Origin of the sequence: Calothrix sp. NIES-2100, from assembly GCF_963875285.1 — a bacterium.
In the GTDB taxonomy this organism is placed as follows: Bacteria; Cyanobacteriota; Cyanobacteriia; order Cyanobacteriales; family Nostocaceae; genus Aulosira.
In genome coordinates this window covers 5,333,475-5,355,049 of record NZ_CAWNLA010000001.1, presented here as the reverse complement: position 1 = coordinate 5,355,049, position 21,575 = coordinate 5,333,475, and the positions used below count along the sequence as shown (strand labels likewise).

The 21,575-nt window shown below is 40.3% G+C and carries 10 protein-coding genes; 6 read left to right on the top strand and 4 right to left on the bottom strand.

Translation table 11 applies throughout. From position 1 onward, the window contains the following. Positions 1-141: 141 nt before the first annotated feature. The 4 genes from pelF to AACU32_RS21920 form a co-directional block, all read right to left on the bottom strand. On the bottom strand, positions 142-1,662 hold the full coding sequence (pelF, locus tag AACU32_RS21935) for a GT4 family glycosyltransferase PelF (protein ID WP_096603221.1): 1,521 nt from the start codon (positions 1,660-1,662) through the stop codon (positions 142-144). Between the two features lie 6 nt (positions 1,663-1,668). Next, entirely contained in the window at positions 1,669-3,486 is a 1,818-nt protein-coding gene (locus tag AACU32_RS21930; RefSeq protein WP_096603219.1) for a response regulator, read from the bottom strand. Between the two features lie 642 nt (positions 3,487-4,128). Next, positions 4,129-7,686: an AAA-like domain-containing protein gene (locus AACU32_RS21925; protein ID WP_096603218.1), complete on the bottom strand. Its 3,558-nt coding sequence runs from the start codon at positions 7,684-7,686 to the stop codon at positions 4,129-4,131. An 839-nt stretch (positions 7,687-8,525) separates the two neighbouring features. Next, positions 8,526-9,890 carry an AAA-like domain-containing protein gene (locus AACU32_RS21920; protein WP_096608115.1) on the bottom strand — a complete coding sequence of 455 codons (1,365 nt, stop codon included), beginning with the start codon at positions 9,888-9,890 and terminating at the stop codon, positions 8,526-8,528. Positions 9,891-11,287: 1,397 nt separating this feature from the next. On the opposite strand from AACU32_RS21920, the gene AACU32_RS21915 reads away from it, so the two are divergent. From AACU32_RS21915 to topA, 6 genes are all read left to right on the top strand, one after another. After that, positions 11,288-12,871: a mechanosensitive ion channel family protein gene (locus AACU32_RS21915; protein ID WP_096603216.1), complete on the top strand. Its 1,584-nt coding sequence runs from the start codon at positions 11,288-11,290 to the stop codon at positions 12,869-12,871. Positions 12,872-13,132: 261 nt separating this feature from the next. Beyond that, a complete protein-coding gene (locus tag AACU32_RS21910; protein WP_339378160.1) occupies positions 13,133-13,261 on the top strand; it encodes a hypothetical protein in 129 nt (42 codons plus the stop codon). 297 nt (positions 13,262-13,558) lie between these two features. Further along, positions 13,559-14,728 carry an IS200/IS605 family element RNA-guided endonuclease TnpB gene (gene tnpB, locus AACU32_RS21905; protein WP_339378159.1) on the top strand — a complete coding sequence of 390 codons (1,170 nt, stop codon included), beginning with the start codon at positions 13,559-13,561 and terminating at the stop codon, positions 14,726-14,728. Between the two features lie 415 nt (positions 14,729-15,143). Further along, on the top strand, positions 15,144-18,404 hold the full coding sequence (locus tag AACU32_RS21900) for an EAL domain-containing protein (RefSeq protein WP_096603215.1): 3,261 nt from the start codon (positions 15,144-15,146) through the stop codon (positions 18,402-18,404). Between the two features lie 106 nt (positions 18,405-18,510). After that, positions 18,511-18,669, top strand: a complete 159-nt coding sequence (locus AACU32_RS21895) for a hypothetical protein (protein ID WP_339378158.1) — start codon at positions 18,511-18,513, stop codon at positions 18,667-18,669. Between the two features lie 182 nt (positions 18,670-18,851). Then, complete coding sequence (gene topA, locus AACU32_RS21890; protein ID WP_096603213.1) at positions 18,852-21,008, top strand: type I DNA topoisomerase; 2,157 nt, start codon at positions 18,852-18,854, stop codon at positions 21,006-21,008. The last annotated feature ends 567 nt before the right edge of the window (positions 21,009-21,575 follow it).

The following is a 21,575-nucleotide window of genomic DNA, read 5'->3' as shown; positions in this document are numbered from 1 at the left end:
GACTTCGCTCAGTGAGCAACTTGGCTGACTTCGACTTCTCTGCGAGACGCTACGCGCTAAGCGTTGGCGCAGCCTCTCCGACAGGAGAAGCTATGCCGGAGGCTTTACGCTCAGTGAGCAACTTCGATTTTTTGCGCCTCTCTACTTAGAAGATGCGATCGCCAACTCTTTCATAGAAGTTGTGTCTGTTTTTACTTGTTTCATGAGGTTGTAATAACTATCCATGTGTGCATCTAAGAATTTTTGCTGAGTAAATAACTTGAGGGCGCGTTCATGGGCTAACTGGCCAAATTTCCGCCTATCAGTTTCGGGTAACTCTAGAAGCTGCAAAATCGCCGCAGCTAGGGCTTGAGGACGATGGGCTGGTACGAGTAATCCGGTATCACCTAAAGCTTCGCTGACACCGCCGACATCCGTAGAAACAATGGTAGCCCCGGAAAGCATGGCTTCAATGAGAGCATAAGGGAAGCCCTCAGAAATACTCGACATAGCCACTACATCTGCCTCACTGTAAGCTCGCCAAGGCTCGCTAGTAAATCCGGCAAAGTTGATATTTGCTTCTAAATTATGGGTGCGAACTAATTCTTGACATTGAGCAAAATATTTTTCATCGGAAGGACGACCATAAAAGCGAAATTCCACATTGGGGATTTTCTCTCGGACAATAGCGGCTGCGGCGATCAAATCTAGTTGTCCTTTGAGAGGAAAAATCAAGCCCATGTTCATGACTTGAGGTCGTTCTTTAGCGACGGTTGGGGTAGGATGATAGATATTTGGATCGGCTCCGTTGTAAATCACCTTGATTTTATGGTCAGGTATCCCCCACCAACGTTCCCAACGAGCATTGTATTCACAAACAGGAGAAATTTGATCGGCGTAGTGATAGTTGACTTTAACTACCGCCCCCATTAATCGATATAAGAATTGACGCACAAATAGGGAGGGAATACTGCGATTTAAATTTAAATACTGCTCTCGAATATTGATACCATGCTCTGTGAGCAGATAAGGAGTACCTCTTTCTAACTTGGCAATAACACAGGGTAAGCCACAAAAACCAGCAGATGAGGCATGGGTGATATCGGTTTTAGGAACAGGGATATGAATGGGAATGAGAAACCGATAGAGTAAGCGCATGGCTTCCGTCTGTTCTATGAGTTTGACGGCATTAGGATTAACTAACGGATGCCAATGAGTAGCGGTTAAACGTTGAAAAGTTGACCATACCAGTTTCGACTCCATTGTCTTGTGGTAGTCATAACGCTGAAAATATTTATAAATTGCCAGTATGAGGTGGGCCAACTGCTCGATATCTGGTTCGTGCAAGAGGATGGCTGTTAAAAAACCCTCAAATAAAGGGATAAACTGAGTTGCAATTACCCTGTTTGTGGTTTCTATTTTGCTTTTAAATGCCTGAGAAAAGGGGAAGCGCCAAGAGTATTCTACAGGGTCTTCTGTTCCCCACAAGGGCACTTTCACCAGTTGCTTGACATTATTGGGTAATTTATAGCGTAACTCTAGGTAAGGATTAGCCGCGATCGCCAACACATGAAAATCTACCTCTGGAAGTTGGCTGGTTAAAACATCACACCAGGTACTTACACCGCCCTTATGGTAGGGATAAGTCCCTTCCGTAGTCAATAATACAGATAGTCTCTTCATGAAAAATTAATCTGGTAAAAACTGGATAGCTGCCATTTGCCCCACTAGTAAAGCATCATCAGGATTTTCAAACTGGATCTCAACAGTGTGATTCATGTTCTCAGAGGGTATGGGATTAATCGTGACGATTTTTCCCTCAAACTTCTGAGCAGTTTTTCCTATACCTACTTTAATGGTGGCTTTTTGACCTTGACGCAGAGCGTTAATTAGCCGAGCATTAACCAATACTTCAACGTTGAGGGACTTGAGTTGGGCTAATTCTAGCAGGGGGTTACCAGTGAAGATTTGATCGCCGATTTTCACTGGTACTTGCACTACTACTCCCGCACTTGTCGCCTTCACTATAGTATTTCCCGATGGCATCTGACGCTGGAAAAGCTGAGTTGATTGTTCACGGATTAATTTTAATCGTTCAGTTGCTTGTTGAGACTCTAAGCGCAAATTTTGTAACTGTTGCTCTAGTTCTTGGCGCTTGAGTTTTTGTTGTTCTAAGGATACCTGACGTTGTAACTGAGACTTTTGTTTTTTGGCAAGTTCTAGATTGTTTGCGGTAGCAGCAGCAGTTTCAGCTACTTGATAATCTGCTTTAGCAACTTTGAGATCTGCTTGTGCTTGCTCCAATTGATCTTGGGCGATCGCACCCTGTTGATAAAGTTGTGCAAATCGGCGTACTCTTGATTCAGCTCTTTCGTAAATTGCTTTAGTTCTTTCCACTGAATCCTGTCTTTGGGGTAAAGGTAGTTTATCAGCTTCACTCTGAGTTAAAGATAACTCCAAATCTGCATCAGCTATTTTCGCAGCTAGTGGCGTTTCCTGACGATTAATGTCGGTAATTTTCTGCTCCCAGATTAAAACTTTTTGTTTAGCAGTTTGCTGTTGTTGAAGTACTGCTTGTTCTTGTTGTAGGAGATTTTGGCGTTGCTGCAAAATTTGTTCAATTTCTCTGTCACTCTCAGGGTTTTTGAGAACTATGAGGGGTTGATCCAGATTAACTTTATCGCCAATTTGCACATTAATTTTTTCAACTACTGAAGGGATAGATGCAGCTATTTTCACTATTTTAGCTGGCTTAACTTTACCGCTAAATTCTGTGCCCATCAGTGTTGACTGTTGTTGTATGTAGTTCAATGATGGCAGCGGCTTCCTCAGTGCCTGGCGAAGAAGATAAATACCAGTGGTACAACCAACAGCAATCATGAGTAATGTGAGTAATTGATACCAGCTAATTTGTTTAGGGGATGGTTGATTTGATAGACTAGTCATTTCTTTTTGATTGCTAGGAGGCGGTATGAACTTTCTGAATGACTGGAACTGTGATGAATTAGCAGATAAGTTAAGTTCTTTCTCTACTACAGGAATTTTCAAGCCAGATTCTTTAAAGACCGAGTTTGCAGATACTGAAGTTGATACTGGAATTTTTAGATTAGATTGTTGTGGAAGTTTATGTTCCAACTTAATAGAATCTTGACAAAAAAAGCGAATTGTCTCTCGTAATTCCTCAGCACATACATTTTTGATCAGATAGCCTATCGCCCCTGCATCCAAGGCTTGATGGATATATTCATCTCGATCGTTACTGCTCAACACGAGAACTTTGATCTGCGGAAATCGCTGACAGATTGTCTTGGTGGCTTGCACCCCATCTATGCCAAGTGTATCTATGTCTATTAGGACTATATCAGGCTGTAAACTAGCTACTTGCTCAATCGCACTCTTACCTTTTTGAATCGTGGCGATTACCTCTAAATCACAATCTGGATCTAATAGAGCGTGCAAGTATTTTCTAAGGCGTTTTTGCTCATCTACTAGCAGAATACGAACCATATAAATATCAAGTGCTTTAATTAAAAGTGTGTGAATATAACATTGTTTGTATTTAGTGAAAAAAATGATAGATGATATTATGTAATTAAAAACATTTAATTATGTCTTGTTTTGTATATAAAAAAATTAACATTACGCATAATTTGACTTCTTATTAAAAAGAAATCTACTCAATTATTATATATACTTAAGTGAGTACATTTGAGAAGAGTTAGTAAAGTTTTTTAGGTCATAATTGGAGTTTTGTAATTTGTCATTTGTCAAGAAGGCAATAGGTGAAGGAGTGGCTGATAGGCAGGGAGTTTGTTTCCACGCCAATTGTGTGGCTTTTGGGAAACCATGCACCTGGACTTGAGACTAAAGGTGAGCATTCGCATATTGAACAATGGCGGCGGGAACCCAGTCACTGCTGATGGAGGAGGTGTAAGACCAAGTAACCTGAAGGGGATGGCGACCACATTCAATGAAATCAGAAGCCGACACTCCTCTAACGGGCTAACGGGTGAGTGTAGGTAGTTAAGGGAACTCCAAAAAATAAATTATTCCAATTTCTAGACTCAACACGACTGTTCCTCCCGCCTGCTAAGATCTGCCTGCTCCCCTGGTATCACAGTAATGGAATATTTTTTTAGTTGGAAGTCCCTAACTCGATGCTTTTGCTTTGTTATGGAATTGGCATAAAGAGTGATCGCCTTTTTCCACTGTGGTGTTAGTTTTCAAATAGTCCTGGACAATAGTGCAAGCATCAGGAAGTGGATTTAAGTTGAGAATACGCGGTAAATTCCAGATCATCAGTGTGTTATCATCACCCCCTGAGGCCAGAAAAGTGCCGTCGCGGCTGATAGCAATTTTGCGAATAGCCGCAGTATGACCTCTAAGGGTGGTTATTTCCGTACCATCCAGCTTCCAAAGTTTGATGGTAGCATCCACACTACCAGAAGCAATGATTTTGCCATCGGGACTAAACCCTACTCCCCAAATTGCACCTGTGTGACCAATGAAAGTTTGCAATAACTTACCATCCACCGTCCACAACTTCATGGTATTGTCACCGCTGCCAGTAGCTACCATTTTACTGTCGGGACTAAAGCCAACTATCCACACAGCCGCCTCATGTCCGACGAGGGTTGAGCGCAACTTCCCGTCTAGTGTCCACACCTTGGCAGTACCATCAGCACTGGCGCTCGCCACCATTTTACCATCGGGACTAAAGACTACTTGCCAGACTTCTGCCTGATGTCCTTTGAGAAACTGCAATGCCGGATTTTTTAATGACCATAATTGAGCCATTTTGTCAACATTAGCAATGGCGATCGCTTGACCATCGGGACTCAATTTCGCTCCTGTGATGATACCGTGGGTATCTTTGCGACTAGCAACATTAGTACCGTCTCGCCGCTTGATTTTTACTGTATCATCGTAGGCAGCAAGAGCCACTAACTTGCCATCTTCACTGAATGAAACATCGAACATGACACTTGTTTCAGTCAAAGTTTTGAGCAATTTACCTTGAGGACTCCACAATTTGGCAACATTTTCGTGACTGGCTGTGCCAATGGTGGAACTGTCAGCGGTAATAGCTATTGACCAAATCCCCGCATTGTGGGCAATTACACTGTTATGGAATGGATTTTGACTTTTCCAGAGTCTGACAAGATTTTCTGCACCCGCCGAAGCAATAAAGCTGCCATCAGGACTGAAACTTACTCCCCAAACAGAAGCACTATGTCCTCTGAGCGTTCTCAATTCCGTACCATCAATGTTCCAAAGTTTCATAGTTTTGTCGAGACTGGCAGAGACAATAGTCTGACCATCAGGACTAAAGGCGACTCCTGCAATCCCAGCAGTATGACCTTGCAAAGTTTTATCCAGTCGATAGCTACCATATTTACTGTCTCGCCGCCACAGTTTCACTGTTTTATCTTCACTCGCAGAAGCAATGGTTTGACCGTCAGGACTAAAAGCGACTCCCTCAACCCAAGCTTTATGTCCTTGGAGAATTTGTAGAATTTTGGGGTTTTGCCAGCCTGTGTTGTCTCGTTGCCAAAGTTTTACAGTCCCATCTAGATTTGCCGCCGCAACAGTTTGACCATCGGGACTAAAAGCTACTCCCCAAAATCCTTTGTAACCTGCAAATGTTTTTAGCAGTTTACCATCTTGCTGCCAAAATCTTACCGTTCTATCCCAACCAGTAGAGGCTAAAAATTGACCATCAGGACTAAAGGCGACTCCCCAAACGGAAGCAGTGTGACCTTTGAATGTTTTATAAATGTGCCACTGGCCGTCTGTACTTTCTTGTTTCCACAGTTTAATAGTACCATCCTCACTCGCCGAGGCTAGTGTTTGACCGTCCGGACTAAATTTAACACATCTAATTGCTCCCTGATGACCTTTGAGAGTTGCTACGGCTGTACCATCACGCTGCCAAATCGTGATGGTTTTATCTATACTGGCGGAAGCAATTAAAGAACTATCAGGACTAATATCTACTGACATCACAGCTGCTGTATGACCAGAAAATCGATTGTATTCATCTGCCCCATAAACAGCTTGTTGTAATACATTGTTTACCTGACGCTCAATATTGATGTTTGGTTTTTCTAGTTGTTGTAGTTTCTGTTTAGCTTTAATTGCTTGTATCAGGGCATCTAATCTACGATTTGAGGCGAACATGCCTTCAGAAGCCGATACCAAGGCTTGAATTTCGCTAGTTTTGGCTTGAGTTTCGCTTTTCTGGGATTGGCGATACAAAATGTAAATTCCGCATCCCAAACCTATAGAAATGAACAACTTAATACACATGCCAATTAGCAACAATCTTTGCACTTTAGCACTTTTTTTCTCTTGTGCTAGTCGTGCTTCTATTTCTTTGGCTCGTGCTGCTTCTAATGCTGTTTGAATTTCGCGCTTTTCGTATTCTTGACTAGCAGCAAAAAATTTATAATCCAAATCACTTAAACTTTTACCCAGCGACCAATTTTGAGCATCTTTTAAAGCCTTTCCCCGCAGTAATCGTGACTCATCTTGATAATTTGATGCTACCCAACCATTGAAGATTTGCGAGTAAGGACGCAGGTTGTCTAATTGTCTTTCCACCCATTCAGAATTGAAAACATGGCGATAGATGGGATTTTTAATTTTGAGATAGCCGTTGTTTTTTTCAACTAACCCAGATAACAATAGTTCTTTTTGTTCTCGACTATCATCGATCGCTACAAGAGGTTTACCAGCTTCAGCTTGTAACACCTGCTGATAAATACCTAACAACCTCCCGGCGCGTTGTTCGTTGTACAGGAGGCGATCGCGAATTGTGCGCAGGTGTTCTGGATCGTCCTTGGCTTTCCACTGTTGAATAATCTGCTTTTTTACCAGTTGCTCGATCCAATACCCTTCTGTAGCTGGCGGTAAATCAATTTTTTTCTGCGGTGTTTCTCTGGCGGTCTGCACAACTAACTGACAAATTTTTTGCGTCAGAAAAGGTTGTCCAGCAGTCCAGTCCATAATCTTCTGTAGTATTATTTGAGGTTGGCTAACTACTGATTCTAAACCTGGGAGTAATGGGGTAGCTTCCTCTAGTTTAAACCCGTATAACTCAATTGCTGTGCCAATGTTGAAAGGTGTGCGGCGTTTATCAGCAATTAAGTCAGATGGACTGGCTACCCCAAACACTGCAAATCCTAAACGTTGAAATTTTGGGTCGTGGGCGCGTTGGTTATAGCAATGACGAATCCAAGCAAAAAAGTCACTAACCGAAAAACTCAAACTCAATAAACTATCAATTTCATCAATAAAAATAACGATTCGCTCACTTTGTTCACAGGTAAGTAATACCTCTTCGACAAACTGATTTAGCTTCTGTACAGGTGAAAGTCCTGTTTGCAACTCCCACCACTCTTTAAAATTAACTTTTTCCGCTAAATTTAAGCCGTAAAAAAGACAGATAATAATTCCTTTATACCATTGTTCGGTCTTTGTATCTTCACTACCCAAGCGTGTTACATCTATATAAATGCAGCTATTACCTTCTTGCATCAAACGCTCTTTTGTGCGATGCAACAGCGATGATTTACCCATTTGGCGAGAATTAAAGACGTAACAAAAATCGCCTGCTTTTAAGCTCGTATAAAGTTGTGCGTCCGCTTGACGAATAACGTAGCTCGGATCATCACTAGGTATACTACCACCAACTTGGTATTTCATATCAGATATTTGATATCAAATTCTTATATTAACTTCATACTAGATAATTTGTGCAAAATTTGTGGCGATGCAATCTAGGATATATATTTCCCCGCAAAGTTTGATGTGTAGACAAACATTCACTTATCGTTAAATATTGTTCAATTATTGTCAGTTGCAGCAACTAGTATATTATTTACATAATTTTTCACTTAAGTGTTTTAACTGTCTTAAATCTTAAATGTCTTAAATGTCTTAAATGTCTTAAATGTCTTAAATGTCTTAAATGTCTTAAATGTCTTAAATGTCCATTTGATTTTTAGCTTAAATGTCTTAACTGTCCTTGCATTTTAATATAAAAAATCCGATGATAATGAGATGAGTAAACAGCAATTTTTCTGAAAAAATTTCTCAATTTACAAAGATAAAGCCTGTGACTTATAGGTAACTTAAATAGTAACTTAAGTTGATATTTATTTGGTTGTGACTGGGAATATAAAGATAAGGGAGACAAGTGAGACAAGGGGAACTAGGACAGAGGAAGCCAAGGGGGATAAACAATTCAAAATTCACGCATTATCCCCCGTTCCCTGTTAAGAGTTATCTGCTCCTTCTGGGAAATGACAAATGACAAGTAACAAAGCGCAAAGTCTGATCCAGGGCTTCTTTAGATCAGACTTTGTAAGAAATCATAAATAACGATTTATGCCCGTAGTTTTAGTGCGTCGCCCTACTTAAGTAAGACTATTCTCAGATAAATTTTTACTCCGAGAATTCCGGACTAAACATCTGCGAAGGCCAATATGATTTCACAATCAAAGAAATTTCCGGATGACAAATACCCTAGCGGATAGATTTGGTTAAACCATTTTAGATAGTTGCTTGGCAAAATAAGTGCGGTAGAGTTCGCAACGCGGTAGGATGCGATCGCCTTCAAAGTGAATTAATCCTAAACTTTCCAGTTTGTAAGCATCCGCAGGATCAAGAACTATACCTTGTTTTGCTGCTACTAGCTCAGTATAAATCTGGAGCAGAGCAGGATTGGCTTGCAGGTTTACCCAATGTAGCCATAAATGATAACGGTAAATGCCACCGTTGGCGATCGCTTCGGCTATCAACTCTTTTAAAGTCATGGGTTGAGAGTAAACATAAAACAAAGCTAGTTGAATCAGTGCGGGATGACCTCCTACGAGAGACATCAACTGGCTAGATTCTTTTCTCGTAGTCCAGTAAAGGCCGTATCGCCTAGCTAATTCTTCTACTTGTTCCTGGGTAAATTCCTTCAGACGAATAGGTAGTCCAATATTAAATGGCGAACGATTAATATCTAAAGAAATATACTGTTCTGTAGAGTAAACTACTACTAACCTCAATTTTTGCCAATGGTGATTTTGCCGTGCTTCATCGCACCAAGAACGCAATAAAGCAAAAAACTCCCGCCCAATGTGAGGATACTCAAAAAAGCGGTCAACTTCACTCAACACTAAAACTATCGGGCTGTGACTCTGCTTTAGTAGATAGTTTTGGATGTATAAGCTACAACTCAATTTACAACCAATCTCATCATCCCATTTGTCATCTATATTGGGATCTGTTCCCAATTCTGTAGCTATTTGCCGACAAAGACAACGTAACAACTTATTTAAGTCGCTTAAATAGTTTTCATCAAGTTGGTCGCATTTTATCTTCAGAGTACGATACCCTTGTGTTTTGGCAAAAGCTAACAAACGCAGGACTAAAGAGGTTTTCCCCATCTGTCTAGGGGAGCGAATCCGAATTACACAACCAGGTTGAGTAACTTCTTGATAAACCTGTTCTTCGATAGGCGGACGTTCAATATATAAGGGAGAATCCAGTGCTACAGGACCATTAGGATATGACAAAGGAATTTTTTTTGATATTGGTGAATTCTCCTCAAAAAAGTCTAATATTTCTGTTTCATTTTCCTCTTGCAAAAAGATATAATCTTCATCTTGTAATTCTAAATTAAAGGCATTAAAACATAATTTGAGAGTTTTTTGATCTACACCTTTACTTAAAGACCACAATCGGCTCAGAGTTTTAGGCGAAATATTGATCCTGTGCGATAGTTGCTCTAAAGTTAAGCGCTCACCTTGATTTTCCGCTATCTCGCAGGATGTAATCGCCTCTTGTAATTGTTTTAGTCCTTGAGGAGTTAAGATAACTCCTCTTTTTCTCTTTGTTCTATTTTGTTTTAATTCCATAGGTTGTGTACTAACAGTTTCTTGTTGACACAAAATCTACTAATTAGAGGATTAATTCTCCAATTTTTTCGAGCATTAGAGGAACACAATTTATTGCAATTAACGGTAAGCGTTATAAATTTAACGTTTTTTAAGTTAACATTAGCAAAAATTAGCAACCAATACAAGGATTCGCTAAAAATTGACTTGACTTAAGCAAATTAAATTTATCCATGAGTGTTGTTGCCAAATAAGCTAAACAGCGTAAATTCAGAGCCAGATATTATCTTTATTTCATAAAATATTAACCTTCAGCTATCATTCAAATTTGAAACTATTTATTTTTTATGAAACCCCTGCTTTAATAGCTTAATTTAGATTTAAGTTAGCTTTGAGTGACTATCAAAGATTGACATAAAACCCTTAATAGTTGACAAAGATAATTTGTTAACTATTAAGGATTATAGTAACTTAAGCTACACTATAATATACGCTTTAGGGTAACAAAAAGCAAGTTGCTGCTTCTTAAGCGTAAATTAGAATCAAGCTAGTATCATAATATTAAAGTATCGAAATTAACTGATCTGCCTATAGATAGATGCAAAAATTTGAGTATGGAATTCAGAAATCTACATCTAGCAATTCTATTTGATTTGTAAAAATCATTGGGTTTAAGATCCCCGATTTCTATCGTACCCGAAGAAAGAAAGCGCTCACCCTCTCCCTGAGGAATCAGAACGCTTAAGCGCGAAGGGTAAGCCCCGCAGAAGTTGTCTAGAAGAAGTCTGGGATCTTGTTGTTCATGAATTATTTAAGATTGCTATATGGCAATTTGATTTGATTATTGAAATTACTGATATAGCTAAGAAACTCTTATCATAAAAAATAATCCGACTTTTGGTAGCGGCAGAGAATTATCTTAAAATCTTATTTTTTTGTAAGTAGGTCGGCGCAATTAAAGACAGCTCGCGAACGCGAGTGCGTCTTTGATAAGAGAGGTTTGTCATTGGTGCAGCCCTGTGTTGGACGGCTTAAGAGGCTTGAAGCAAGTGGCATCCTTGGTAAGGGTTTCAAGCATGTTTACATTGCGTAATATAGTTTGGTGCAATTACCGACTTACTTTCGCAATTAAGAATGTTAAATGATAAAGCAGGAATGCGATGACACAAATCAGATGCTGTCTGAGGTTGTTAGTAGGGTTAGTATTGTGATTTTTCGAGAGTAAAAAATAGCGATAACTGTTTTAACTCGTCTTCTAGATGATTCGCTTAACTGTCTTATCTGTCCTTGTACTATCTTCGTCTGGGTAGTATTCTAAAAATACAATGCCAACAGCTAACGAAACCCTGAAAATTCTCAGAAAGTATTTAATTTAGTAAAATCTTATCATTCAAAATATTGATTTTCATATACAAAATATGGATTTATTAATTATCTTTGCTGAAGCCACGCTTGTAATATTCGTTTTTTTGTTAGTAAATTGGATTCATAACAAGGTCTTTAAGCTGATTTTGAAAAACTCTGTACTTAAAAATGAAGGCAGAACTATCAAAACTCTGCGGCGGAATATTACAGGTATTTTGTTACTTATTTGTTTGGTATTGTGCATTGCTATTGTCGGCGCTAATGGTTATTTAATTTATCGAGGTGAAAACCTTCAACAATACACACTATCTTTAATTAAGAGTATTCCCTTAGGATTTTGGGTAACTTTAGGAATTGGTGTTGCGCAAAGCATTGGTATTTTATTTTTAGCAGGGATTGTTCTTAAATTTTTACGCTATTGGCTCAATGTAGCTAATATTCGCGCTAAGAACTTTGAACAAAATACCGCCGACGATGAAAGTATCGATACGTTCTTTGTCAACTTAAATAACATCATTACCAGTGGAGTCTGGCTATGGGCGATTATTTTGTCTAGCAAGTTTCTCAAAGTTCCAGTAGTGATAACTGAGTATTTGTACATCCTACTGCGAATTTATCTGATCGTTGCCGTCGGGTTACTGATACCTAAAGCTATCACGGCAATTATTGATAGCTTAGATGCTCTCAGTTTAAGATACTCCAGTCCTGACAACCTGCTGAGATTTTACGATCGCCTACGACATCTTATTCCCTTTTTGAAACGGTGTGTGGAATTTGTTATTTATGTCTGCGTGGCGACATTAGTGATTCAGCAAGTCAAATTCATCGCTTATATTGCAGTTTATGGGCCGCGAACTGTGCAGATAATCGGCATTATTTTCATCAGTCGTGTCTTGTTTGAGGTGTTTTGTTTATTGGTTGAAGAGATAGTATTCAAAGACGGAAATTTAAATGATATTCAGACAAGTAGACGGCTCACCCTTGTACCTCTGATTCGGAGTTTTTTACAATATTTAGTTTACTTTGGTGCTGTCATCTCAATCCTTTATACTCTCAACATCAATCCGACTCCCATACTCGCTGGTGCAGGAATTCTCGGTATAGCTGTAGGTTTTGGAGCGCAAACATTAGTTAATGATATAGTCTGCGGTTTTTTTATTCTATTTGAAAACTATTACCTAGTCGGTGATTATATCCAAGCTGGGAAAGAGGAAGAGAAAGTTGTAGAGGGGGTTGTAGAAGCTATTGAACTGCGCACGACTCGTATTAGACATCCTAATGGTCAATTACAGATTATTCGTAATGGCGATATTGGTTCAATTGCAAACTACTCTAAACAATATATTTTTGCAGTTGTAGAACTTAGTATTCCTTATGACTCCAACTTAGTTCAGGTTTATCAAGTAATTGAGGAGGTAGGAGAACAGTTAAAAGCAAATTATCCTGATGTCCTTGAAGCCACGCAAGTGGATGGAGTAGAGAGCCTGGGAGAATCTAATTTATTGCTAAGAACGGTGACGAAAGTTAAGCCAGGTAAGCATCTGGAAATACAGCGGATTCTCCGCAAGAAGTTTACAAATGCTTTAGTGCGAGAAGGAATTACAATTCCTCTGTGTGTGAAAAATAGCGAAGATTAAAATTCGGTAAACCAAATTTTAAATTTTGGATTGAGGAATTTTTTGTCTAACATCTGGGAATCGTTTAGACAATTGGTATTACATAAGGCAAAAAATTTTTGTAAACCGGATTTATACGGTATTTATACTGTGCTTTTTTCACAATGATATTTTTCAAAAAACCCAGATATAAACACTTGCCAATTCCAAAAAAAAGAGTAATTATGGACACGCACAGAAAACGCCAACTCAAAATCCTTCTCAAACAATGAGGTAGAAAAAATGCTTACTAATTGGAGTGATGTTGTCCAAGTTATCCTAATTGCTTGTGTTACTAGCGCCGTGTTATCTGGCGGAATTTGTTTGACATTGCCAAGACATAAAAAGCTGGGGTATAATTCTCAGCCCTAATATTCGCTGTCATTAACTCCAAAGAGAGCTGTTCTTTGTATTTGGGCTGACACAGTTAAAGATTATTGTTCAATATTGATTTCATTTGCCAGCGAAACTATTTGAACTTGATATCTTGGACTAGTAGTTGATCGCATTAATTATCATGGGCTACGAGATCCCCGACAACTTTTAGGAAGTCGGGGATTTGATGCCTTCAAGCCGCATACTCATGACTTATAGTCATGAGTTATGATCTCAATATTGAGCATACTTTTGTGTTAAGATAGTATTGCAAGTACAGACATTTAAGAATTTGTGTCATACGTCCAGAAAGCGTTTAAAGTTACACTAATTCCCACACACAATCAAGAAGTCTTAATTAACAAGACTATTGGCTGTGCAAGGTTTGTGTACAACCGCTTTTTAGCACTGAGAAAAAATTTATATAGCACTGAGAAAAAAGCGTTAAACTATAACGCTTGTAGTCAGCACTTAACTTTACTTAAAAAAGAGATTGAATGGCTCAAAGAGGTAGATAAGTTTGCTCTACAGAACTCACTCAAGAATTTAGAGACAGCGTACAAAAACTTTTTCGCTGACTTAAAAAAAGTCGAAGGCAAAAAGAGTGTAGGTTTTCCTAAATTTAAAAAGAAGTATGGGTGCAAGCAGTCTTACAAAACTAATTTTACTAACGGCAACATTCAAGTAATAGAGAATCGTTTAAAGCTTCCAAAGCTAGGATGGGTGAAGTTTTACAAGTCTCAGTCAATTACTGGAAAGCTGATAAACGTTACTGTAACTCGCACTACATCAGGTAAATATATTGCTAGTATTTTATGTGAAACAGAGATAGAGAAACACCCCCGGGTCACTCAAAATATTGGGCTAGACTTAGGCATAAAATCTTATCTCGTTACTAGCGATGGGGAAGTTGTAGATAATCCAAAATATTACAGAACTCAAAAAAGGAAGTTACGTAAAGCACATAAAAAGCTATCCCGTAGTGTAAAAGGTAGTAGTAATCGAGTCAAAGCGAAAATCAAGCTGGCTCGTACCTACGAAAGAATTACTAATCTCAGAGACGATTTTCTGCACAAACTTTCAACTCGCTTAATCAAAGAAAACAGCATTATCTGTATCGAAGATTTGCGAGTTGCCAACATGGTTAAAAATCACAAACTAGCTTTGAGCATTTCGGACGCTAGTTGGTCTAAGTTCGTTGCCATGCTGGAATATAAAGCTTTGTGGCATGACAGAATGGTGCAGAAAGTTGGGACATTTTATCCCTCATCTCAAACGTGTAATCATTGTGGTTTCATTAACCCATTGCTCAAAGATTTAAAGCTGCGTGAATGGTCTTGTCCTAATTGTAGTAGTGACAATTTGAGAGACAATAATGCAGCTTTGAACATATTGGGTGAAGGATTGAGATTAATGAGCCAGTGCGGTGGACGGGTTCCTCAAAATAAAGCACCGATTGCGTAGCCGCCGTGGGTATCCCGGAGGCTCTAAACGCCTGTGGAGAACTTGTAAGTCCTGAAGTCATTCAGGCTTAGATCATTGAAGCAGGAATCGCGTGACTTCTAGTCATGCGAGGTTCAATATGTTTACTCGTGATTGCTTTAATCTCAGGGGTGGAGCGATCAAGGCAGTCTCAATGAACCCCGAAGCATGAAAATGGTCATTGCGGCTGCCTTCGTCAACGGCAAGAGCGCCCTGATTTTGGCTTCTGAGATTGCACCTGCGGCTGACTGTCAACTATCCAAAGCCAATAGTCCAAAGTCGATTGGCCATTAACCATTAAAAATTTGGCAAATATGCAAATATACTGTTTGAAGTATGAGGTGCAATGGGCATGATAAAAGTGAGAGCTTAAGAAACAATTAATACTATTGCACGAATGTTCATATCTTCCTCTGCTTTGACAGAAGCTGATCTGGAGTCAGCAATTGTTCGCAACCCGCTGATAGTTTCGCCAGATACATCTGTGAGCGAAGCGATCGCCCAGATGAGTGGTATTCGTGCAATGTGTTCGTCTTCAAGAGATACAGATACGGAAATTGCCGCTTTACACCTAGAAGCGCGATCAAGCTGTGTATTGATAGTAGAGAACCATCAATTATTAGGTATTTTTACGGAAAGGGACGTGGTTCGCCTCAGTTGTCAGAAGCGATCGCTAGAAAACCTGAAAATCGCTGAGGTGATGACACAAGCAGTCATTTCTTTGCAGCAATCTGCATTTACCAATCTTTTCTTTGCAGTTAATCTGCTTCAGCAATATCACATCCGCCACTTACCTCTGCTCAATGAGCAAAACCAAATTGTGGGACTACTAACCCATGAAAGCTTGCGACAATTATCACGTCCCATAGACTTATTGCAACTACGGCTGGTTAGAGATGTGATGTCTTCGCAAGTAATTTATGCTGCTCCTAATGTGTCGATGCTAGCTATTACTCGTCTGATGGCAGAAAATCAGGTAAGTTCGGTGGTACTTGTCCAAGAGCGAGACTCTTTACCAATACCAATTGGCATTGTCACCGAGCGAGATATTGTGCAATTTCACGCATTAGAACTGGATTTTGAAGTTCTGCAAGCGCAAGACGTGATGAGTACCCCAGTTTTCTCAGTCAGTCCTCAGGAATCTCTGTTGATTGTGCAACAAATAATGCAGCAATACTTAGTTAAACGGATAGTGGTAGTAGGAAACCAAGGAGAGTTATTAGGGATTGTGACTCAGACTAGTATTTTGAAAGTACTCAACCCTGTGGAGTTAAGTTACTTAGTCGAAGTATTAGAAAATCGGGTGTCTCGGTTAGAAGCGGAGAAACTAGAACTGCTGCAAAATCGTAACGCCGAATTAGAACAGCAAGTTCAAGAGCGTACAGCTATACTCAAGGTAAAAGCAGAGCGAGAACAATTAATTGCTACCATTGCTAGTCAAATCCGTTCTTCGCTGAACCTACAGGATATTCTTGCCACAACAGTTGGTGAAGTGCGATCGCTTTTAAACTGCGATCGCGCAGCCATCTGGCAGTTTCAACCAGACTGGAGCCTAGTTGTAGTGGCAGAATCGGTAGCAAATGGTTATGTTTCTTTCTTAGGTAAACGAATTTATGATTCTTGCTATGCACCGGATTGCGCAACAGGCGATCGCAAAGAACAGACGCGAGTTGTCTGTGATATCTACACGACACCGATGAGTGATTGCCATCGCCAGCTACTAGAAACATTGCAAACTCGGGCAAAAATTTTGATGCCAATTATCGAAGGCAATAATTTATGGGGACTACTGAACGTCGTGGAAAGCGAAACTCCTCGACAGTGGGAAGCGGAAGAAATTGCTCTCATCCAACAGCTTTCTACTCAGCTGGCGATCGCTATCCAACAAGCCACTGCTTACCAACAGCTGCAAATAGAATTAGCAGAACGACATCGCACCGAAGCACATCTAAGGGAAAGCGAACAACGCTATATTTCTTTAGCAGCCGCTGCACCAGTCGGGATTTTCCGCACCGATGCTCAAGGAAACTGTCTTTACGTCAATGAACGCTGGTGCAAGATTAGCGGACTAACTCCCAAAGAAGCCGCTGACACAGGATGGGTTCAAGGACTTCACCACGATGATCGCGAAAAAGTTGCTACCGAGTGGTATTCTGCTGTTCAAGAAAATCGTCCTTTCCAGCTAGAATATCGATTTCAACACCTTGATGGTAGAGTGTCTTGGGTATTTGGCCAAGCTGTTGCGGAGTATGATTTAGCAGAAAAAATTACAGGTTATGTTGGCACAATTACTGATATCAGCGATCGCAAATATGCAGAAGAACAGCTAATTTACAACGCCCTGCATGATGCTCTGACTAACTTACCTAACCGTAACCTGCTGATGGAACGGCTGGAATTAGCCATTAACCGCGCCAAGCGAATCGAAAACTATCATTTCGCAGTTTTGTTTCTCGATCTGGATCGGTTCAAAGTTATCAATGACAGCTTAGGACATTTAGCAGGCGATCAACTACTAAATATTATTGCTCAAAAACTAAAATCTAAAATTCGGGCAATGGATTTAGCGGCTCGCTTAGGTGGTGATGAATTTGTAATTTTGCTGGAAAATATCGCTGGAATTGAAGAAGCAATTGGTGTTTCTGAGCGGATATTAGCAGAGTTTAAAAACCCATTAATGCTCCACGGATATGAAGTTTTTATTACCACAAGCATCGGTATTGTTTTAGGCAAAAAAAATTATCATCAAGCCTCCGATTTGCTGCGAGATTCAGATATTGCCATGTATCAAGCCAAGGCTCAAGGCAAAAGCTGTTATAAAATATTTGATGCTCAGATGCACACTCAAGCACTGATCAGACTCAATTTAGAAAATGAACTCCGTAAAGCTCTAGAACGCAAAGATTTTATCATTTACTATCAACCTATTTTTGATATTAACACTAACCATCTAATTGGGTTTGAAGCACTAGCTCGCTGGCAACACCCGATTTGGGGATTTGTTCCGCCTGGAGAATTTATTCCCATAGCGGAAGAAACAGGACTAATTATTCCTCTAGATAACTGGATACTCCACACTGCCTGTCAGCAGATGGCAACCTGGCAAACTCATTTTGGCGCTCAATTCCCACTCAAGGTTAGTGTTAATCTATCAGTTCAAGACCTTCATAAACCTACTTTAGTGAAAGACGTAGAACGCATTCTCACTGATACAGGTTTAGATGGTCAATATCTAACTTTAGAAATTACCGAGAGTATGCTAATTGATAATATTACTGAGATGCTCATTGTATTAGAGCAGTTAAAAAAATTAGGAATTCAAATTAGTATTGATGATTTTGGTACTGGCTATTCGTCACTCAATTATCTGCATCGCTTACCCGCTGACACTTTGAAAATAGACCGTTCTTTTATTAATCAAATGCAAGAAGGGAGTCGAAATTATCAACTGGTAAAAACTATCATCACACTCAGCAATCAACTTGGTTTAGCAGTTCTGGCAGAAGGTATTGAAACACAACAACAGCTGCAATGGTTACAGGAACTTGGATGTGAATTTGGTCAAGGCTACTTGTTTTCTCCACCTCTAGCTGTTCACCAAATTGAAGCATTGTTACTCAAGACATTTTTAAATAACAACTACGCTTCATTGTGTTGATAGTCATTAGTCATTAGTCATTAGTTATTTCTCCTCTTTCTCGTGTCTCCTTGTCTCTCTTGTCTGCCTTGTGCCCATAATTTAGATAGCTATTGTTGACTTAACTATGGACACTGTAATTACATCAGAAAAAATTGAGTTGCCACCTGGGGCTGTGTTGAAACTGTTGGGAGACTGGCAAGACTATGAAAGGATGGTTTTGCAGTTGGGCGATCGCTCTATACCGCGCATTAAATATCGACAGTCTGAGGGAAGGAAAAATTAAAAAATATTGCATATTTAGGGGCGAATTTTTGAGAAATCAGCTGAATTTAGCTCTCCGACTTCTCAGCCATTGATGGGAAATACCAAGAAATTATTCGTACTGTCGCATTCTTTATATAGTACATTTATACTCAAGATATGATAAAAAGTTGTATCTGTTACAGCATCTAAACAGCAGGTGCTATGCCTAAACGCCTTCTAGTAGTTGAATCGCCGGGAAAAGTCAAAAAACTCAGTGAAATTCTGGGTACAGAGTGGATTGTGCGTGCGAGTTGCGGTCACATTCGCGAACTCAGCGATCAAGGAGAAGATGCGCTGGGATTTAGTATGGATGATGGTAAAGTGCGCTGCAATTATGTCCCCCGTGACGAACGGTCAAAAGAAACTATCCAGCAATTGAAGACTGTAGCTAAACAGGTAACTGAAGTTGTCTTAGCCACCGATCCAGATAGAGAGGGGGAAACGATCGCTTGGCATCTCCAAGAAGTGCTAGGTTTAAGGGAAGTCAAGCGAGTAGTCTATACAGAAATTACCGCATCAGCTGTGCGCAGTGCGATCGCTCATCCGCGAAAACTTGACCTGAATTTAGTCGGTGCAGGTTTGTGTCGAGATTGCTTAGACAAGCTGGTAGGCTATAAGGGCAGTCCTTTAGTATGGGCTTTAAATAATGGTGCTAAGAGTGTCGGCAGAGTCCAGAGTGCCACATTACACCTAATTTGTCAGAGAGAACGCGAAATTCAAACCTTTGTCCCCCAAGATTACTGGAGTGTCTGGGTAGACTATGCTGAGGGATTCCGGGCTTTTTATCACGGGATGGCGAATGCAACTCAGGAAGCGGCGAAGCAGGAAACCGAGGTACATGATGATACGACAATTAATAATCAAACAGCACCAGAATCGACGCGGGTGCTTTCCGAAGCCGAAGCCACACGCCTAGTGGAAGAAGCGAAACGCCATCCCCACCAAGTTGTGCAATATGAAGGAAAAGTCAGCAACCGCCAACCACCGCCACCTTTTATCACCTCCACTCTCCAACAAGCGGCTGGTTCTCGGTTACGATTTCCCCCTGAGAAAACCATGCAGGTAGCCCAAAAGCTTTATGAAGCGGGGTTAATTACATATATGCGGACAGACTCAGTGATGCTAAGTCCTGAGTTTTGTGAAAGTGCGCGTAAGTGGTTAGAAGCAAACGATCCGCAGAACGTACCCCAACGTACAACTAGACATCGCAGCCATAAAACTGCGCAAGAAGCCCATGAAGCGATTCGTCCTACAGATGTGTTTCGTCCTTCGGCGCAGTTACGAGTGGAATTGCCGAACGATGAATTTAACTTGTATGTTTTAATTTGGAAAAGAGCGATCGCTTCTCAATGTCGCCCAGCCCAACTCCGGAAAACGAAGGTTATCACTCAATCTGGTGAAATCATCTGGCAAGCTAGAGGACAAGTAGTCGAATTTTTAGGTTATGCGCGCTACTGGCCTAATCTTGGCAAAGATACTATGTTACCTGCCTTGCAACAAGGACAAATGCTAACTTTAGCAGATGCAGGTCACGAGAAAAAACAAACCCAGCCACCACCGCGTTACAGCGAACCAAAATTAGTGCAACTGATGGAGCGTAAAGGCATTGGTCGTCCTAGTACCTATTCTCCCACCATTGCTACTTTGAAAAAACGGGGTTACATCCAGTTAACAAAAGAAAGTATCCAGCCGACAACTCTAGGGTTAGAAGTTGACGTTTTTTTACAAAAAGCCTTACCAGATTTACTAGAGGCAGAATTTACCGCCAAAATGGAAGATGCTTTAGATGCGATCGCCTCCGGAAAACAACCTTGGCAGCAATACCTCACAAGTTGGAATCAAAATTACTTTGCACCAGCCTTAGCTAAAGCCAAAACTGTAGCTGTGAATTCAAGCAATGGGGTGAAAACTGCTGCTGTCGCTGATCGCAAATTTGAAACTTCCAGAACTCGTTGTCCGCAGTGCAATAATTTTCTCGCCAAAATTCCTAGCACTAAAGTTAAAAAGAAGTACTTCCTTAAATGTCATAGTGGCTGTGAAAACATTGTCCTATTTTGGAACGAATTTCACAAAGCTTGGGAAGCACCTCGCACCAAAGACACCAAGGATGAAAAATCGACAGCGAAAATCACCTCATACCCCTGTCCGGTGTGTAAAAAGTTTTTGGAAGAATACAGCTACACCAAAGATGGACAGCGTAAAACCATGCTGCGGTGTTCCAATCCCCAGTCTCGTCAAGATAAGAAACACAAAGATGTAGCTTACTTTCATACCCAAAAAGGCTGGTGGAGTCCTAAGTTCGGCGAAATGAAATCATAAAATGGGCATTGGGCATTGGGCATTGGGCATTGGGCATCGGGTATTGAATATTTGTCTCCCTTGTCTCCCTTGTCCTCCTTGTCTCCCTTGTCCCCCTCATCCCCCTAGTCCCTAGTACCCAGTCTACAATTAGACCCTTCCCAGCTATGTGCTTTTAAAAACTTACTCATTACCACTAAGAGGAAAATTTTTTTATTTATACACGAAAAAGCGCTTGAGAGTTTTGCTCACCCAAGCGCTCCTCCGTATAACTTTATACCAATCCACTTGTTTGATGCAACATCTGAAATCCGCAACAATCCTTGTAGGAGGAGCATTACGAGAATTACTTGTAACAAACATGTCGTGAAGTGGTATCACTCCTTGCACTAACTAAGGATATATCTTCTAGAACAATTTCAGGAATGTGGTGAGTGACACTTTATCAACTGACACTAGTTACAATCTACTCATCATAAGTAGTGTTTATTAAGACAAAGTAGACCGTAATCCAAGTTGGTATACAGTATAAAAAAGTAGCTTAGTGGGGCGATCGCTAGTAGGCGATCGCAAATCAGAACACTTAAG